Raw genomic sequence first — 15323 nt, 5'->3', positions numbered from 1 at the left:
CAGCGCGGAGAGTCGTCGTCATGACGGACACCGACGCACCGACCACACCGACCGCTCCGACCGCCCCCAGGGCGGAGCAGATCGAGCAGTTCATCGGCGGCTACGCCGCTGCCTTCGGCACCACCCTGCGGTCGCCGGTCTGGCACAGCCCGACGGAGGCTGGACTGGACTTTCAGGAGGTCACGTTCCCGTCGAAGGACGGCGTGCCGCTGGAGGGCTGGTACATCCCCGCTGCAGGCTCGGACAAGCTGATCATCGCCAACCACCCCCTGTGGTTCAGCCGTTCCGGCCTGCCCGCGCACCTTGAGCCGTGGAAATCGATGTGGGCGGCGACCGGAAACGACAACGAGGTCGACTTCATCCCGGACTACAAGATCCTGCATGACGCCGGGTACAACGTGCTCGCGTACGACCTGCGCAACCTCGGACAGACCGGTGCGGCCAACGGCGGCGTCATCTCCGCCGGTGTCTACGAGGCCCGCGACGTGCTGGGCTCGCTGGCGTACGTCCGCAACCGAGCGGACCTGACGCACATGACCATCGGGCTGTTCAGCCGGTGCATGGGCGCGAACGCCACGATGTTCGCGATGCGGGCCGAACCGGCAGCGTTCGAGGGCGTCCGGGCCATGGTCGCGCCGCAGCCGCTGTCGCCACGGGTCACCATGGAGCAGTCGCTTGCCGCAGCCGGCATTCCGGCTCGGTACATCGACGAGTTGGAACAGCGGGTCCGGGTCCACACCGGGTTCCGGCTCGACGAGATGTCACCAGTGCAGGCCGCTCGTAGCGTCAACGTCCCGACGCTGCTCTACCAGGTACGCGACGACATACTCACCCGGCCGGACGACGTCCAGGCGGTCTACGACAACATCCCGGTGGACAAGGACCTGTTCTGGATCGAGGGCAGCACCCGCCGCTGGGACGGCTACCGCTACTTCGCCAAGAACCCGCAACGCATCCTCGGTTGGTTCGACCGCTACCTGAGCTGACCGCCCGCTCGTCAACATATTGTTGACGAGGTGGACGAGTCCCTGGAACAACTCGCAGCCGTACAGGCGGCGCGCGAGCAGCTCGACGAGCGCGAGCTGGGGCTGATCGAGCGGGCCCGCCTCACCGGGGCCACTTGGACAGCGATCGCCCAGGCACTTGGCTTGACGAGCCGTCAGGCAGCACAACAGCGCCATCAGCGGCTCGTGTCGGCGATGCGGTCACAGCGGCGTCGTGCGGATCATGACTACGCCACCGAGCTGATCCGGCTGCGCACCGCCCTCGCCGAGTTGGAGCGGTGGATCGCGGTAGACCGTTCGTGGGACGGCCGGTTCCCGCGCGCCGCGCTGGTCCGGTCGACTGTTGCCGCCGCGCTCGACGCGCCGCCTGCGGGTTTGTTCGCCCTGGCAGTGCACGTCGCAGAGGACCTGGCGACAGCCGACGCCGAGCTACCCCCACCCGGCAGGGCACGCCGCCAGCACTTGTCAACAGATCATTGACAAGCACCTAAGGCATTGATTCGACCAGGCTCAGGTCGAACCATCATCGTTGTGCCCAGCCGTAACGCCGCGCTCTTCGTAGCGACCTCCGTCCTGTCCGGATTTGGCAGCAACGCGATGGCGCTCGTCACCGCCATCTGGCTGCTGGATCTGACCGGGTCCAGCAGCCTCGCCGCGCTGGCCGGCCTCGGCGTCTACGCCCCGACTCTGGCCGGGCCGTGGCTGGGCCGGGTGCTCGACATGCTGCCGCGTCGACCTGCCGTGATCGCGGTGAACCTGACCACGGCCGCCGCCCTGCTCAGCCTGCATCTGGTGCGGGGTCCAGGCGAGACCTGGCTGATCTTCGCGGTCTCCCTCGCGTACGGCGTCGGCATGGTCCTGCGCGACGCGGGCGAAACGGCGTTGCTGCCGGCGGCGGTCGATGCCGGCCGGATCGCCGATGTCAACGGTTGGCGCTCCAGCGCGATGGAGGGCATGAAGCTCGTCGCGCCGCTCGCCGGGGCCGGGCTCTACGCCTGGCGAGGCGGGGCGGTCGTCGCCACCATCAGCGCCGGGGCCCTGGTCGCGGCCGCAGTCCTGTACGCGGCCCTGCGGCTCGCCGACCACCGGCCGTCGCCACCCACCGGCCAGGTCCGGATCAGCGGCACCGCGTTGCACAGGAGCCGGCTGCTCATCGTCCCCGTCGGGCTGGCAGCCGTCGCCATCGCCACCTCCGGATTCCAGACGGCGGCCACCTACACCGTGGTCACGGACGTGCTCGACCTACCGGCGACCGCGCTCGGCGCGCTCAGCGCAGCCCAGGGGGCCGGGTCGATCGCTGCTGGTCTGGTGGCCGGCCGACTCATCTGCCGGCATGGCACGATCTCGATCGGTGCTGCCGGCGCGGCGCTCTTCGCGGTCGGACTGCTCGCCCGTTGCCTGCCCTGGTGGCCGGGGACGCTCGCATCCGGCGTCGTGGTGGGGGTAGGTCTGCCGTGGACGCTGACCGCAGCCATCACCGCCATCCAGACCACCACCTCGCCGGCCGTCCTCGGCCGCGTCGCAGCCACCGCGAACACCGTGATGTTCGGCCCGATCGTGCTGGCCCTTCCCCTTGGCTCCGCAGCGGTGCACCTCGGTAGCCGGATCCCGCTGATCGTTGGGGCCGGCGTGTGCTTCGTCGCTGCCGGGATAGCGATACGAGCACGACCGACGCCGCCCAGCCACCCAGACTCGTGACCAGGACGGTCAAGGGGTCGACCGGCCGAGTTCGCCGTCGATGCGCTGTTGTTCAGCGTCGCGCAGTCGCCGGTAGTGTTCCGCCCTGGCCTGGTCACCGGCCTTGTCGGCGGCGTCGCTGGCGGCCCGCAGCACCACCAGGGGCAACCTGGGGACGTCGCCGGCCTGCCGGTCGGCTTCGGCGAACACCACCCCGGCCAACTCGTCGTCAGCGGAGCAGGCCAGCAGGAACAGCTGCTCGACGTACATCCGGCCGAGGCCGACCTCCGTCCAGCCGGACACATCCGCCAATGCCCGGCGGCACTCACCCAGCGCCTGCCAGGCGGCCCGGTGGTCGCCGGCCAGGCGCTCCAACTCGGCCAGGGACTGCCACGCTGATGCCCGCTCCCAGTCGGTGTCGGCGTACCGCAAGCTCTCCCGCTGGGCCTGCGCCGCCAGCGCGTACGTTCCCAGGTCCGCCAGCTGATACCGCAGTACGCCGAGGGTCGACGCGTCCCGCTCACGGCCGGCCGCCCAGTCGTCGAGCCACCGGCGGGCGAGCCCGGTGTCCCCGATCAGCTTGGCCCGCTCGATCCACTGAAGCGGGTCCTCGTCGGCCGGATCGGCCGGGAAACGCGACCGCGCGTTCTCCGCCCACCGCACGAGGTCGTCCTCGGAGACGCACGGCTGGCCGTCCTCGTCGAGCAGGCGTTCCAGCACATCCGCCCGGTCCGGGTGCACACTGGCGCGGACGAAGTCGACAGTGGCCTGCACACCGGCGGCGGCCAGGTGCTCCACGTCGTAGCCGCACCAGGTGTCGAAGTTGGCCCGCTTGATCTGCCAGTGCAGCCAGACGTCCTCGACCCGGGCATGCTCGGCGAGCAGGAAACCGGCCAGCTCGGTCTCCTCGGTGAGCCCTTGGAACGGCGCGCTGCGTCGGCATACCGCCTCCTGCTCGGCCAGCATGCGCAGCAGCGGCAGATCGTCGGCCCGCCGGTCGTACTGCATCGCCCACAGCAGGGCCGCCCGCCGGGCCGCGTGGCGGTCGTAGACATAGCCGTCGGCACCGGTGGCCGGCTCGTACCGCAGCTGCGGCCAGGCCGCCGCAGACTCCCGCATCAGATCCAGATCACGCCGCGCCGCCTCCATCACGGACCGAGGATCGCATGGGTGGTGGGCCGGGTGATGCGCCGCCCCGGCGCATCGCCGACAGCGACGGCCGTCGAGAGCATGCGTTGTATCCGCAAAGATCATCGACTCGACTCTTGATCGACTCAGGCCACGGATCAAGAAATGATCTCGCAACTTCCACGGTTACCAGGGAATCGTAGTCAGAATTCTGTCTTTGGGCGACGAAGATCATTTACAAGCTTCAACAGAAGCTACAGTGGAACTCTGTCCTACCCACAGGTAATGAACACCAGCAACCAAAGCCGAGCCAGGGACATGTTATGTCGGTAGAGGATGTTGCGAAGATCATTAGACAAGCAGCCGAGGAACTGACCCGATCGACCGCCAGCTGCATCGGCGACGAGGTACGAGGTGTCATGACTGCGCTGACCCTGACGCTACAAGGAGCGCAGGCACCAGACGCCTTGGCAGCCTTGGCGGAGCTTCGGGCCGCGATCGACGAACTCGAGTCCGTACGAGTTGAGCTGAACACGGCGGCCGGCGAGTGCAGAAACTACCTTCGGGTCATGGGGGCGTAGTTGGCGCTCGACAAGGTCATCTCCGCCCTTGAACGAGCCGTGCGGCGACTGCCAACGCGCTCAGTTGCCGACCTGGCGGCGAGAACCGCCCGCCTGACCGACGCGTTGCGCAGGTCAGCCCGCGGCAGCAGCCATCCACACATCCTCGCTGCAATCGCAGCGGTCAATCGTGCACAGCAGCATCTCGCCGCCGCGCTGGAGCATCTGTCCAGGTCCCGCGAGCACATCGGCAACTACGCGGCCAGGATCAACGGATCCTCGATCGGATCCGGAGGCTCTTCGACACCATCTCCGGCGGGCGCCTGGTGGTCAGCTCCGGAAACCCTCCCTCGACATGTCGCGGAGGCAGGATCGACGTTCCTGCCGCGCCCGGAAGGCGTGAACCGTCCCACCTCTGGCAGCTACGCGGGTAACCGGGTCGAGTCCGGCGGACGAGACAAAAGCGTTGCAGCGGACCTTATCTCCGATCCGCTGCGGGGCCCGCCCGTCACCTTCTATCAACACGTCGAGTCCAAGGTAGCCGCGATGATGCGGCGCGACGGCACCGCCAAGGCGGATCTCGTGCTCGACAACACCGTGTGTGGAAGCAATCAACGCGACCAGGATCATGAATGGTCCTGCGACAAGATCCTGCCATCCATCATTCCCCCAGGCTCCGAGCTCACGGTCTACGCGACACGGGACCAGGGAAAAACCTGGTGGAAACGGACCTACGTGGGCACGGGCGAGAGGATAATCCGATGAAGTTCGTCATGACCGACTACCACGGACATCGGGAGCCGCTGGCCGGCCCGGATGACGCCGGTGAGTGGTTCGACGAGCAGGCGTCATCGATCATGCCGCATGGCGGGTGCGGCCAGACAATCTGGTTCGGACCGGCGGACGCACCGCCGCAGTTACGCATCGATGTGGACATTGACGTCGGACGAGCTGCCTTACGCTGGTCGGACGGCTCGTACGGCGTACAGCTCGATCCGACCGTGCCGATCGCCGTGCTGGAGTCGCCGGACAGCGGGACCGTTGACGTGCCCGCCTGGCTGGCCCGGATCAGCGTCGACACCGCCCGACAGGCCGCTGTCGAGTACGTGTCGACCGGCCAACGACCGACCTGCCTGACCTGGTCGTCAGCACAGCGATCAGGCTGAGGCGAGGGCCGCGCGGACCAGCGAGTCGTACGTCTCGTCGGTGCGGATCGCCGCGACGCCGAGTGACGCGACGAACGCCGCCAACTCGGCCTGCACCGCCGCGCCGGGCACGCCGTCACCGACGATGCGTTCCAGCTCAAGGAACGTGCCGAGGCCGGCGACGTCATCGACGCACAGCTCACCGTCGGGCACTTCGGCGGTACGGCGTACTTTCGCGATTCGCACGGTGACGCGGAAACCCATCGCCAGGATCGCGGCGTGCATCTGCTCGCGGTCGGCCACCGCTGTCTCGTACTCGTCGCAGGAGAGCGTGTTGTCGGCGGGGCGTTTCAGGGTGAAGGTGTGCCGGCCGTCGACGGTCCGCAACCGCACGAAGGGGACGCCGAGCCTGTTGTCGCCGTACGACCAGGTGGTCGGAGCGTACGCCTGGTCGTCCTGCACGACGGGCGGACCGAGCTCGACGCCGCGCGCGGTGAGCGCGACGAGCAGCGCTTCCCGGTCCTGGACGCGGTACTTGACCTCGACCTCACGCACCACGCCTCCAGCTGCCGTCACCGCACTGACTGCGCAGCGTCGCACAAGCGTTACTGGATCGACAACGCGGCGCGCCAGCGGTGGTCCACTCGGGAGCCGGTGTTCACTCCTCGTCCGTCATCGAGGTGAGGCGCTGCGCCGCCTCCGACCGCCCGGAGCGCTGCAAGGTGAGTTGGACATCAGAATCAGTTGCGGCGGCGGAGCCGCTCGTTCAGGCGTTGCTCGTAGCTGACGACGCTGTCTTTCCTGAGCCAGTACACGTTCGGCCGCCGCGCGGAGGCCACTGTGCAGATCTCAGCAAGGTTGGCTCCGACGACCTCCAAGATTTCCGCGCGGCTGATCTCGCCGGGAAAGAGGAACATGTGGACCTTCGCGTCGAGGAGTGCGCGGATTTCCACCTCCCGCTTGAGGATGTTCTGGTCACGCCCGAACACCACCCAGCCCTTTGACCCGACCACCGGCAGCCACTCCTCGTCGCGGAGCCCTGCTTCGAGCCGCTCCCTGCCGAACACCGACGCAGGGCTGTGCACGACGTAGCCCAGGCCAAAGATGAACCGGCGCAACGAGCGCCCGTGCATGTTCTCGTCGATGTAGAACTCAGGCGGCGACGCCCAGGAGGATGCGGGCGGAGGTACGGACGTCGCTGATGGAGAGGCCGAACTCGTCCGCGACCGTTTCAGCGCTCTCACCTGCCTTGATCATGCCTGCGACGTCCGCCACTCTCGTCCCGGTGCCGGCGAAGATGGGCTGTCCGAAGGCCCGGCGCACGTCGACCTCAACCTTCGACGGGAGCCAGGCGGACAGTTGCAGCCGCTCCGGGAAGCCATCGCCACCGAAGGCGATGTACTGCATGTGATCGGCGACGATTTCCCGGATCACGTGCTGGTTGGTGCCGCCCACGATGAGCCCGTGATCGGCCAGGCTCTTGTTGAAGTCCCACAGGACGTCGACTCCGTCGGTGGCCAGCTCAGGCGCGACGAGAACGTACTCGCGGCCGAACTCCTGCTGCAGGGCTTCGAGCGCGGGACGGATCCGTTGCGGACGCACGCCGGCGGTACGCAGCGCCTCCAGCACGTGCGCCTCGGCCAGGGCGATGAAGGTGACCGGCAGCGGACTCGACTGAGGGTCCGCGATGTGCAGCAGCGGCCCACCCCGGGGGTAGCCCTTCGCCCAGCGGTGGAATGTCTGCTGCGGCACCCGCAGGTGCCGTGCGGCCTGGGTGAAGTTCAGGATTCCCTCGCTGAACCGGATGTCGCTCATTCCACCCCCTCAACGTCCCGATCGGTCGTCAGCATTGCACGTGAAGTCCACCCGTCGCATCAGCTCCCGCTCCGTGTCACGGAACATACTCTGGCGCCGTCGACACCGGTTCGGCCAACGCGCAGGGCGGCGGCCATCGGTGGTCGGTCGACCAGGTTGCCGCATCGGCGCATCGCCCTCGGTCAGGCCGTCTACGACCGCCGGGTCGCGCTCGGCCTGAGCCAGGCCGAGCACTCGTGCGGAGTTCCCTCTCGCTTCGTGACCCGCTGGCCTGCGACAACGTGGCCGCAGGCCAGCGTCCGACTCAGCCGACCCGAAGTGCGGCGGCCATCGGTGGTTGGTCGGGTGGTGCGCCGCCCCGACGCATCGCCCACAACGGCGGGCCGCCGGCCGGCAGGTGGGCCACCCGGACGAGCCGGTAGCCGTGGCGCAGGTAGAACGCCTGGGACCGTGGGCTGCTCGCCTCGACCACGGCCGGCATCCCGATCCGGTCCAGCCGGGCATGATGCGCGCCGAGCAGCGCCGACCCGATGCCTCGCCGTCGCAGCCAGGGTGCCGCCGCCAGAAACGCCAGATGATGATGCCGACCGGTCGCCTCCACCCGGCCAGCGGTAAAGGTGTAGTGCGCGTATGGGCCGTGGCGGTCGCCGCACGCCCGCAACCGCCGACGCTGATGCTCCGCGCCGAGGAGCCGGTCGAACGGATGCGGGTACCAGATCGCCACCCCGTCACAGTGCCCGACCACATCGACGATCCCGTGCCGTACGCCGAACTCCAACTCGGCAGTGAAGAACCGGTGCATCGTCAGATACCGCAGCGCATGGTCACTGATCAGCCACGCCACCACCGGGTCCAGCACGCACGACTGCGCCATCAACTCCGCGAGGGGTTCGACGTCGGCGGCCGTCGCCGGCCGTACGGTCAGCACGGCCGCCACGTCCACACCAGGAACCGGTCGAACAACTCCGCCGCCGTCACGTCGGGCAGGTCGAACGCCGCCTCGGTCATCCGCTCCACCATGTACGTCGCCAACGCGACCGGCCCCAGCACGCCCGCCAACTCGACCCGCGCCACCAGACACGGCCACAACTCGCCGCAACCGGCACACGACCACGACGGCCGCACCGCCACATGACCACCACCGCCACCGCTGTCGGCCGCCGGCTCCGCGCCGGCAACATCGCGGTACGCCGTACTGCCGACTCGGCCGACCCCAGGTCGCCCGTCATGGCGGACGACCAGCACCCCACCACCGGCGGCGGCCAGGCCCCGCAACCGCCCCCTCATTGCGACCACCGCCCACGGTTCACCCGAGCCGCGTCCACCGCAGCCCGACCCACAGCACCCGCCCTACCAGCACCAGCCGCGCCGGGCACGCCGGCCGGACCGGTCGGGCTGAACCGCATCGAATGCCGAGGCGCACACTCCGGACACCGCAACGACGCCCCACACACCGGACACCACCGCTGCTTCAACCGGAACGTGAAGAAGCCGAGCATGAATCCGGCGGCTATGCCCAGCATGGTGAACGCCAGCAGTCTTCCCACAGTCGTCTCCCGCAAGATCGATCGGACACGAATCACGTGCCCACTGAGCGAACTCGTTCGATCTCGTTGTCGGCTACGGATCACGCCGACGGCAGCAATCGGCTGACACTCCGGGCACATCAGCCGTCGATCCGTCGGTGCGCCATGATGAGGGAATGCGGCTGCTAATCCTGGGCGGGACCTGGTTCCTTGGACGCCACCTCGCAGAGCGGGCGCTCGCCGCCGGCTGGGCGGTCACCACCTTCAACCGGGGCACGTCAGCAGCCGACACCCCAGGGGTCTCCGCTGTCCACGGCGACCGGGAGAACCCCGACGACCTCCACCGGCTGGCCGGCCACGGCCCGTGGGACGCCGTGATCGACACCATCGGCTACGTCCCGAACCAGGTCCAGGCCGCCGCGTCGGCACTGGCCCCTGTGGTCGGGCATTACGTCTACTTGTCCACTGTCAACGTCTATACCGGCTGGCCCGACCAGCCACTCGACGAAGACTCCCTGGTCTTCGACTGCCCACCGGACGCCGACGCCGACTTCGGGGCCGACCTCGGCTACGCCGGCCAGTACGGCGCGCTCAAAGCCGGCTGCGAACAGGCCGTGACAGCGGCAATCGGCACCGACAAGACGACGATCCTGCGCCCCGGCGTGATCCTCGGCCGCTACGAGTACGTAGGTCGGCTCACCTGGTGGCTTGCCCGCGCCGCCCGCGGCGGCCAGCTGCTGGCGCCCGCCCCGGCGGCCCGACCGATCCAGCCGATCGACGTCCGCGACGTCGCCGACTTCGCCCTCCGCTGCGCCCGCCTTGGCACCTCGGGCACGTTCAACATCACCGCTCCACCCGGCCACGCCACCTTCGCGGAACTGGTCACCGGCTGCATCACGGCAACCGGGTCGGACGCGGAACCGATCTGGGCCGGCCCCGCCTGGCTGACCGCGAACGGCGTCGAGCAGTGGACCGGTCTGCCGCTGTGGCGTACCCACTCCGGCGTGTGGGCCGTCGACAGCTCACGGGCACACGCCGCCGGACTGCGCTGCGCACCTCTCGCGGCGACGATCGAGGACACCTGGTCGTGGTTGACCGAGGGCGGCAGCTGGGTCGTCGGCGAAGGCGAGGCAGCCCGCGCCGCCGACCACGGCCTGCCGCAGGACCGGGAAGGCGAACTGATATCCGAGTGGCAGCGCACCTCAAACGCCAGGTAACGCCGGAATCTCCGGCCGTACGGCCACGAACGCCTCGGCTCGATCCACAGTTGACTGGGCGACTGAGGTGTCCCGCCACCGCCGGTCACCCAGTGACCCCCTCAATCGATCGATGCGGCCGATCAGCCCAGTGCGACGCCACTGCGGCGGCATCGCCCACACTGGCGCGAGCGTCGGCTCCACCGCGTCGAGCTGCCCGCCGAGCAGCAGACAGGCCGCCAGGTCGACGCGGGCTTCCGCCACGATCGTCGGCCACTGCGCCTGGGTCGCCGCCGCCAGATCGAGCGCGCGGCGTGCCGCGTCAGTGGCCTGCGCGACCTGGCCGACCTGCAGCAGCGCGGTCCCATCGCAGCGGGCCTGCTGCTCGACCGTGAACCCAAACTCGCCGCCGACGACGTCATGCAGTTCGTCACGACCGGCCTGGCTGCGGGCGTCCGTGGCGATTGCGATCGCGGTCACCACCGCGCCCGCATCTCCTCGGTACGCCAGAGCACGAGCAAGGACGCTGTACGCGCGGACCCGCGCGACACCGGCCGGGGCGAGGTCGACGGCGGCTTGTGCGTAGTGAACGGCGTCGTCGACCTGCCCGGTCCAGTAGGCGATCGTCGCCTGCATCCCTCGGGCGTAGGCGCACGCACCAGCGTGGCCGACAATCTCGCCGTAGGCGTAGGCGGCGCGGGCGTACTGCATCGCCGGTGACCACAGCCCGAGGTCGACGCTCTCGCTGGCCAGCAGCGCCGCCGCTTGGGCGACAATCAGATACAGCTCGCTCTGCTGCGCTGGCCTGCGGGTGTGCTCCAGCAGGCGCACCGCGAGATCGCGGATGCGGAGCGTCTCGCCGACGATCTGCTGCAGCTCCAGCTCCGGGAAGCGCCGCGCCAGCCGGCTGACGTCGTCGCGCAACTGCTCGATAGCAACATCTGACACTGCCAATGCACCTGCGTTCAAAGCATGTTCACGGGTCTCGTGCGCGGCCTGCACGATCGATCGGACGGCTCCGCCCTGGCCAGACTCCGGCGGGACCTCCGGGGTCGTCTCGGCCGGGAACCGGCTGGCCATCTGATCAACTTTATGCCGCCGGTGCTGCGACTCGACACGGTCAAACGCCGCCAGCAGGTCACCACCGGCGTCCAGCAGCTTGTCCGCCCGCTGCCAAAAGTCGCGTGGCGCCCGCTGACGACCGGTCTCGACGTTCGCCACGCTGCTGCGGTGGTAGTGGATCACCGCCGACAACTGATGCTGCGTGTAACCGGCCGCCTGCCGCAGCACCGCCAGCCGACGACCCAGCGCACGTCGCACTTGCAAAAGATCATCGATTAGCGACTCTTGATCAACCCACCCCTCAGACATACACAAATGATCTCGCATCCGCCGCTCAGCGCCGAGTCCAGGCGTTGTCAAAATTTTGTCGAAGGACCCCAAGATCATTTACGGGGATGCCGCACGAAGTACGCCAGCCAGCACCAGGGCTCATCCGGACGGCTCTCCGCGAACGGCCGAGGCTCCGGCATCCGCCGACTAGGCAAGTCGAATGCTTCTCCCGCCGCGCCGCCGCAGGAGATCTCACCCGAATGATCTTGCAACTGTCACGGCTCGGCGAGCCGGCCAGCAGAAATAGGGTACAACCACCAAGTCACTCCGCCATGTTCGGAATCGCGAAGCGAAGGACAAGCAGCCAAGCGAACACCGTCGACATCAGGACAAAGCAAATGATGTAAGTCTCATTCCACCGATAGAAGTTGGAGATGCGAGGAGGTTCCCGGAATCCGGGACCAAAGAGCTCTTCGGTCAGGACACACTCCTCCCGACGATAGTCGAGCCACGAAAGCAGGCCGGAGATCACCAGCAAAGTCGTGAAGGATGCAACAATCGTCATAAGACAAAGAAGTCCGATGAGAGCAGCATGAGCCACACCAGCACTAATTCCCCACTCGCGAAAACTCACGAAAAGAAGTAGCCCAGCACCAAATATCCCGGTCGCGAGAGACTGATAAAGAGCCAAAAAGCGGTACACATTCTCATTGCTTGCGTTTATCTGCTGGAGGATATACTTGTATCGCTCGAGGTAAAATTCCGTACTTCTCGGATTGTCAATCAACTTTCTCATCCACCACTTCCAGATATATAAAGACAACCTCAATCATTGTTCGTTTGCATTCGTGTACCGACGATCCCATGCCAAAACATTCAACGTTTCGGCGGACGCGAGTTGAATACTATCCCTCAATGATCCATCGTCGAGGAAGCCCGACAGGAAGCGAGAACATGCTGAGGCAATTCTATCCTTCTCGGTCGCCCCCATCGAATACGTCCCGCCAAGCACTGACCGCGGCATGACCCCATAGATCAACCGCGCAATCCGACCAATTAGCCAAAGCCTATCAAGTTCCGTCACGCTCGCTCCGCGTGATTCAATTGCGAGAAGTGGGTTGCGATGCGCGAGAAGAATATCCCGCCCCAACTCTACGGCGAACGCCTCATCGTGGCCTAGCTTGAAATCAACGGACTCCTTAGGCACCAGAATGTTGAAGCTTCGCCGGCTATGCCGATATACGGTAGACAACTCCTTAGCGGCTTGTGCCACTCCGGGAGAAACTCTCGGCTCGTCATCCATTCGGACCCATCGAGACGGCACCTCTCTCCGTCTCCAACGTGCCACCACAAAAGGTGGTTCCGTGAACGTCTCTAGGGATGCGACCTCCCATTTTTTCCGCAGAAGCTGCGAGAGATAGAAGGAGTCCTCATGTCCTCCAATTATCGGAAGGTCAGGCATAGGAACGTGCGAATTACCTACCAGGTCAAGGATAGCCTTGATAGTCACATCGGTCTGCACCTGTTCCAAGAAATATCCTAGATGTCGAGTTATCGGACCTTGCACTGTCGCAATTTCACCTAGCTCACCTATTGCGTCAAGCGACTTCAGTTGACGACCATCGCCGTCTTCAAGCAAGAAACAGGGCACGCCGCTAATCGCTTGGTCCAAAAGTGTCCTTGATTCCACGCGAGCCGATCCACCATGATCACCTAAGGGACCCAATAGATAACGAACCTCACGCGCAGCCCTAGACATAGAAAAACCTCTAGCATTAGTGAGCTCATCCAGCTCAGAGGCAACCTTACGCGAATATGCCTCATAGACTCTTTCTAGAAGTGATCGATATTCAGGGGTTCGCTCCAGGTCTGATCGGGCCACGTTAGTCCTCGGCGAGCCTGGCCCTGTAGCGTTCATAACCGCAATCACACCAGATTCGTCTTGAAACCCCGGAGAAACATTAGTTACTCTGATTCCTTCGACGCAGATGCCGACTACTTCAGTAGAGGGATCGGGCTTTTCCTCCTCCTCATCGGAAAAATCAAATGTTCTCGTCACGCCAAGTAGCCATTCTTGATTCCACTCATCCCAACGAGTTGCGTAAGCAATTTCAAACCCATCCTCGGAGTGTACGTTTACCTTCCACTTTGGCGGCTTCCCATCCTGACCAACTGTCGACTTTTCGCTACGGGCGAGGGAATCTTCGAGGACATCGCCAATATTTTCGTATCCAATAATGCTTGTTGACCGATCAGTTACGTACTCAACGCGACAGCGTGGCACCAGTACCCAGTGCCTCAGAATCGACTCGACATCATCGAGCCCGGCGCTAGGACGGATCCCAAGGCGGACACAAGTGCCATGACTACGAATATGATCCGGCACTTCAGTTGAGTTCTTATCCAATAAGCGAATTAGATAGTCCCCGTGAACCGATTCGAGAGTCAACTCCCTCGCTTCGGAGTCGTCCGGATGCGAAGTCACCACTCTCACATCGTCCGCTATCATGAATGCCGATAGAACACCTATTCCAAATCGGCTGATCGGATGAAACTCAGGGTGCATCTTCTTGAACGCTGGATCTTGATACCTGGAGGAGCCGACCTTGAGGAAATTTGCCTCAATAATATCCTGAGACATCCCGGTACCGTTGTCCATAACCACGATTTCGGTGTACGGATGCACAAACTTTATCACGATGGCTGGCTCATAGTGTGACTCGGTAGTGAGCTGCTGGAGCCTCACAGCATCAATACTGTTTTGCACCAACTCACGTAGAACGACTTTTGTGTCGTTATATAGCGTGTGGCCCGTGAGTAACTCAAGAATCTTATGCTGATCGATTTCAAACTCAAACTGTCGAGCCACAAATCCTTCCGCCTCGACGTTCCCTGTGTCTATGTACCGCCACGGAAATTCGTGGCGCACACCGTGATGCTTACGGCTTGCCAGAGCCCAGCTATATGATCTCCTCAGCTCATCCTCTGCATAGCGTAAATACCGCGTCAATCCAAAATACCCGCGCTCGTCGGTGAATGTCGCGAAGATCTCTACTGTATTCCTACCAGCATCCTCGTCAAGTTCCCCTTCGCGATTAGTCGCCACCTTCGATCGGACGCTGCGAACCGCCTGCTGTTTCGCCCACTCGTCCTGACTTACGGGATTCGCGGGGTTGATTATTAGCGCTGCAATGGATGGCGTTCGATCTTCAGTTATATGAAGCAGGTCCATCGTTCGCAGGAGTATCGCTGCATATTGGACGTTGGCGTTTTCTTCCGGCGTTCTTCCATACGGCGCGCGAACCTTGTACTTAACAACGTCATTCAGGTCCTCCCTATGATGACTTTCGCAAACAATTCCTAAGTCTTTCACGAAGCTAGAATGAAGGTTGGCCAGTAGGTCATTGAGTGCATTTACGAGATTCTGATCGAATCCCAACTGGGCGCTCGGGCTCCCCGATATCCACGTTTTGATGCGCGTCGCATGATTCGCTCGAACGAACTCTTGATAGTGGAAGCGCTCCCTTTCCTCGGGATCAAGAGCCTCGAGTTTGGCAAGATAGTCCTTGGACGGATCGTCTTGGGCAGCTTTCAAACCTTCCACGTAATTATAGAATCCACTTTGACCCCTTCTCTCGTACTCTTCAGCGGTAACAAGCAGCCCGAAATCATGAAAGTAGGTCGAGAGCACGATCATGAGCCAGTCTGCGGGCGTCATTATCTCCACGGTGTGTGTCGGAACCAGCCAATCGCAAATTTCGAGCATGCCGTCGACGTGCGAGATGTCGTGCTTTGTATATTCAGAAAAGATGCCCAGGCGACCAAAGTGCTGCAACGCTTCGTCAACCTTTTCCCGCGTTAGATCTAGACTGAATCCACGAAATGCGGTCAGATCAGAGGCCTTTGCCGCTCGATTTTCTGCCAACGATCTAAAGCTCAT

15 protein-coding genes are annotated in these 15323 nt (G+C 64.6%); 6 read left to right on the top strand and 9 right to left on the bottom strand.

Annotated features, from left to right (window positions below; all coding sequences use genetic code 11):
- Positions 1-20 precede the first annotated feature (20 nt).
- From O7553_RS03435 to O7553_RS03425, 3 genes are read left to right on the top strand one after another with little or no spacing between them, the layout of a single operon-like run.
- Entirely contained in the window at positions 21-986 is a 966-nt protein-coding gene (locus O7553_RS03435) for an alpha/beta hydrolase (protein WP_281553435.1), read from the top strand.
- Between the two features lie 30 nt (positions 987-1016).
- Complete coding sequence (locus tag O7553_RS03430; RefSeq protein ID WP_281553434.1) at positions 1017-1484, top strand: hypothetical protein; 468 nt, start codon at positions 1017-1019, stop codon at positions 1482-1484.
- Positions 1485-1535: 51 nt separating this feature from the next.
- Positions 1536-2702: an MFS transporter gene (locus tag O7553_RS03425; protein ID WP_281553433.1), complete on the top strand. Its 1167-nt coding sequence runs from the start codon at positions 1536-1538 to the stop codon at positions 2700-2702.
- 9 nt (positions 2703-2711) lie between these two features.
- On the opposite strand, the gene O7553_RS03420 is transcribed toward O7553_RS03425, so the two are convergent.
- Positions 2712-3830 carry a hypothetical protein gene (locus O7553_RS03420; protein WP_281555447.1) on the bottom strand — a complete coding sequence of 373 codons (1119 nt, stop codon included), beginning with the start codon at positions 3828-3830 and terminating at the stop codon, positions 2712-2714.
- 560 nt (positions 3831-4390) lie between these two features.
- Here O7553_RS03420 and O7553_RS03415 point away from each other — a divergent pair.
- Both O7553_RS03415 and O7553_RS03410 read left to right on the top strand, forming a co-directional pair.
- Entirely contained in the window at positions 4391-5134 is a 744-nt protein-coding gene (locus O7553_RS03415) for a DddA-like double-stranded DNA deaminase toxin (RefSeq protein WP_281553432.1), read from the top strand.
- The gene (locus O7553_RS03410) at positions 5131-5535 is read left to right on the top strand and encodes an Imm1 family immunity protein (RefSeq protein ID WP_281553431.1); all 405 of its coding nucleotides are present in this window, start codon (positions 5131-5133) and stop codon (positions 5533-5535) included. The genes O7553_RS03415 and O7553_RS03410 overlap by 4 nt, the downstream gene beginning before the upstream one ends.
- Here the strand turns inward: O7553_RS03410 and O7553_RS03405 are convergent.
- The 5 genes from O7553_RS03405 to O7553_RS03385 all read right to left on the bottom strand — a co-directional run bounded on the left by O7553_RS03405 (position 5527) and on the right by O7553_RS03385 (position 8616).
- Positions 5527-6069 (bottom strand): class IV adenylate cyclase, encoded by a 543-nt coding sequence (locus O7553_RS03405; RefSeq protein ID WP_281553430.1) that lies wholly within the window; start codon positions 6067-6069, stop codon positions 5527-5529. The two genes, O7553_RS03410 and O7553_RS03405, sit on opposite strands and share 9 nt — an antisense overlap.
- A 185-nt stretch (positions 6070-6254) precedes the next feature.
- Positions 6255-6647, bottom strand: coding sequence for a hypothetical protein (locus O7553_RS03400; protein WP_281553429.1), 393 nt, complete (start codon positions 6645-6647; stop codon positions 6255-6257).
- A 19-nt stretch (positions 6648-6666) separates the two neighbouring features.
- Positions 6667-7329, bottom strand: coding sequence for a DUF433 domain-containing protein (locus O7553_RS03395; RefSeq protein ID WP_281553428.1), 663 nt, complete (start codon positions 7327-7329; stop codon positions 6667-6669).
- Positions 7330-7633: 304 nt separating this feature from the next.
- Complete coding sequence (locus O7553_RS03390) at positions 7634-8266, bottom strand: GNAT family N-acetyltransferase (protein ID WP_281553427.1); 633 nt, start codon at positions 8264-8266, stop codon at positions 7634-7636.
- Entirely contained in the window at positions 8251-8616 is a 366-nt protein-coding gene (locus O7553_RS03385; RefSeq protein ID WP_281553426.1) for a hypothetical protein, read from the bottom strand. Before O7553_RS03385 ends, O7553_RS03390 begins: the two co-directional genes overlap by 16 nt.
- A 415-nt stretch (positions 8617-9031) precedes the next feature.
- On the opposite strand from O7553_RS03385, the gene O7553_RS03380 reads away from it, so the two are divergent.
- Entirely contained in the window at positions 9032-10072 is a 1041-nt protein-coding gene (locus tag O7553_RS03380) for an NAD-dependent epimerase/dehydratase family protein (RefSeq protein ID WP_281553425.1), read from the top strand.
- On the opposite strand, the gene O7553_RS03375 is transcribed toward O7553_RS03380, so the two are convergent.
- The 3 genes from O7553_RS03375 to O7553_RS03365 all read right to left on the bottom strand — a co-directional run bounded on the left by O7553_RS03375 (position 10058) and on the right by O7553_RS03365 (position 15308).
- Positions 10058-11500 carry a helix-turn-helix transcriptional regulator gene (locus O7553_RS03375; RefSeq protein WP_281553424.1) on the bottom strand — a complete coding sequence of 481 codons (1443 nt, stop codon included), beginning with the start codon at positions 11498-11500 and terminating at the stop codon, positions 10058-10060. The two genes, O7553_RS03380 and O7553_RS03375, sit on opposite strands and share 15 nt — an antisense overlap.
- A 205-nt stretch (positions 11501-11705) precedes the next feature.
- A complete protein-coding gene (locus O7553_RS03370) occupies positions 11706-12179 on the bottom strand; it encodes a hypothetical protein (protein WP_281553423.1) in 474 nt (157 codons plus the stop codon).
- A gap of 33 nt (positions 12180-12212) precedes the next feature.
- Entirely contained in the window at positions 12213-15308 is a 3096-nt protein-coding gene (locus O7553_RS03365) for an ATP-binding protein (protein ID WP_281553422.1), read from the bottom strand.
- Positions 15309-15323: the final 15 nt, after the last annotated feature.

It is taken from the genome of Solwaraspora sp. WMMA2059 (assembly GCF_027497315.1).
Lineage (GTDB): Bacteria > Actinomycetota > Actinomycetes > Mycobacteriales > Micromonosporaceae > Micromonospora_E.
The sequence above is the reverse complement of the archived record's forward strand: the minus strand, read 5'-3'. Positions and strand labels throughout refer to the sequence as shown.

Bases quoted from the DNA above. Each gene is read 5' to 3' on its own strand.
- O7553_RS03435 (WP_281553435.1), top strand. From the start codon at position 21: ATGACGGACACCGACGCACCGACCACACCGACCGCTCCGACCGCCCCC.
- O7553_RS03420 (WP_281555447.1), bottom strand. From the start codon at position 3,830: ATGGAGGCGGCGCGGCGTGATCTGGATCTGATGCGGGAGTCTGCGGCG.
- O7553_RS03410 (WP_281553431.1), top strand. From the start codon at position 5,131: ATGAAGTTCGTCATGACCGACTACCACGGACATCGGGAGCCGCTGGCC.
- O7553_RS03400 (WP_281553429.1), bottom strand. From the start codon at position 6,647: ATGCACGGGCGCTCGTTGCGCCGGTTCATCTTTGGCCTGGGCTACGTC.
- O7553_RS03395 (WP_281553428.1), bottom strand. From the start codon at position 7,329: ATGAGCGACATCCGGTTCAGCGAGGGAATCCTGAACTTCACCCAGGCC.
- O7553_RS03385 (WP_281553426.1), bottom strand. From the start codon at position 8,616: ATGAGGGGGCGGTTGCGGGGCCTGGCCGCCGCCGGTGGTGGGGTGCTG.
- O7553_RS03380 (WP_281553425.1), top strand. From the start codon at position 9,032: ATGCGGCTGCTAATCCTGGGCGGGACCTGGTTCCTTGGACGCCACCTC.
- O7553_RS03375 (WP_281553424.1), bottom strand. From the start codon at position 11,500: ATGATCTTGGGGTCCTTCGACAAAATTTTGACAACGCCTGGACTCGGC.
- O7553_RS03370 (WP_281553423.1), bottom strand. From the start codon at position 12,179: ATGAGAAAGTTGATTGACAATCCGAGAAGTACGGAATTTTACCTCGAG.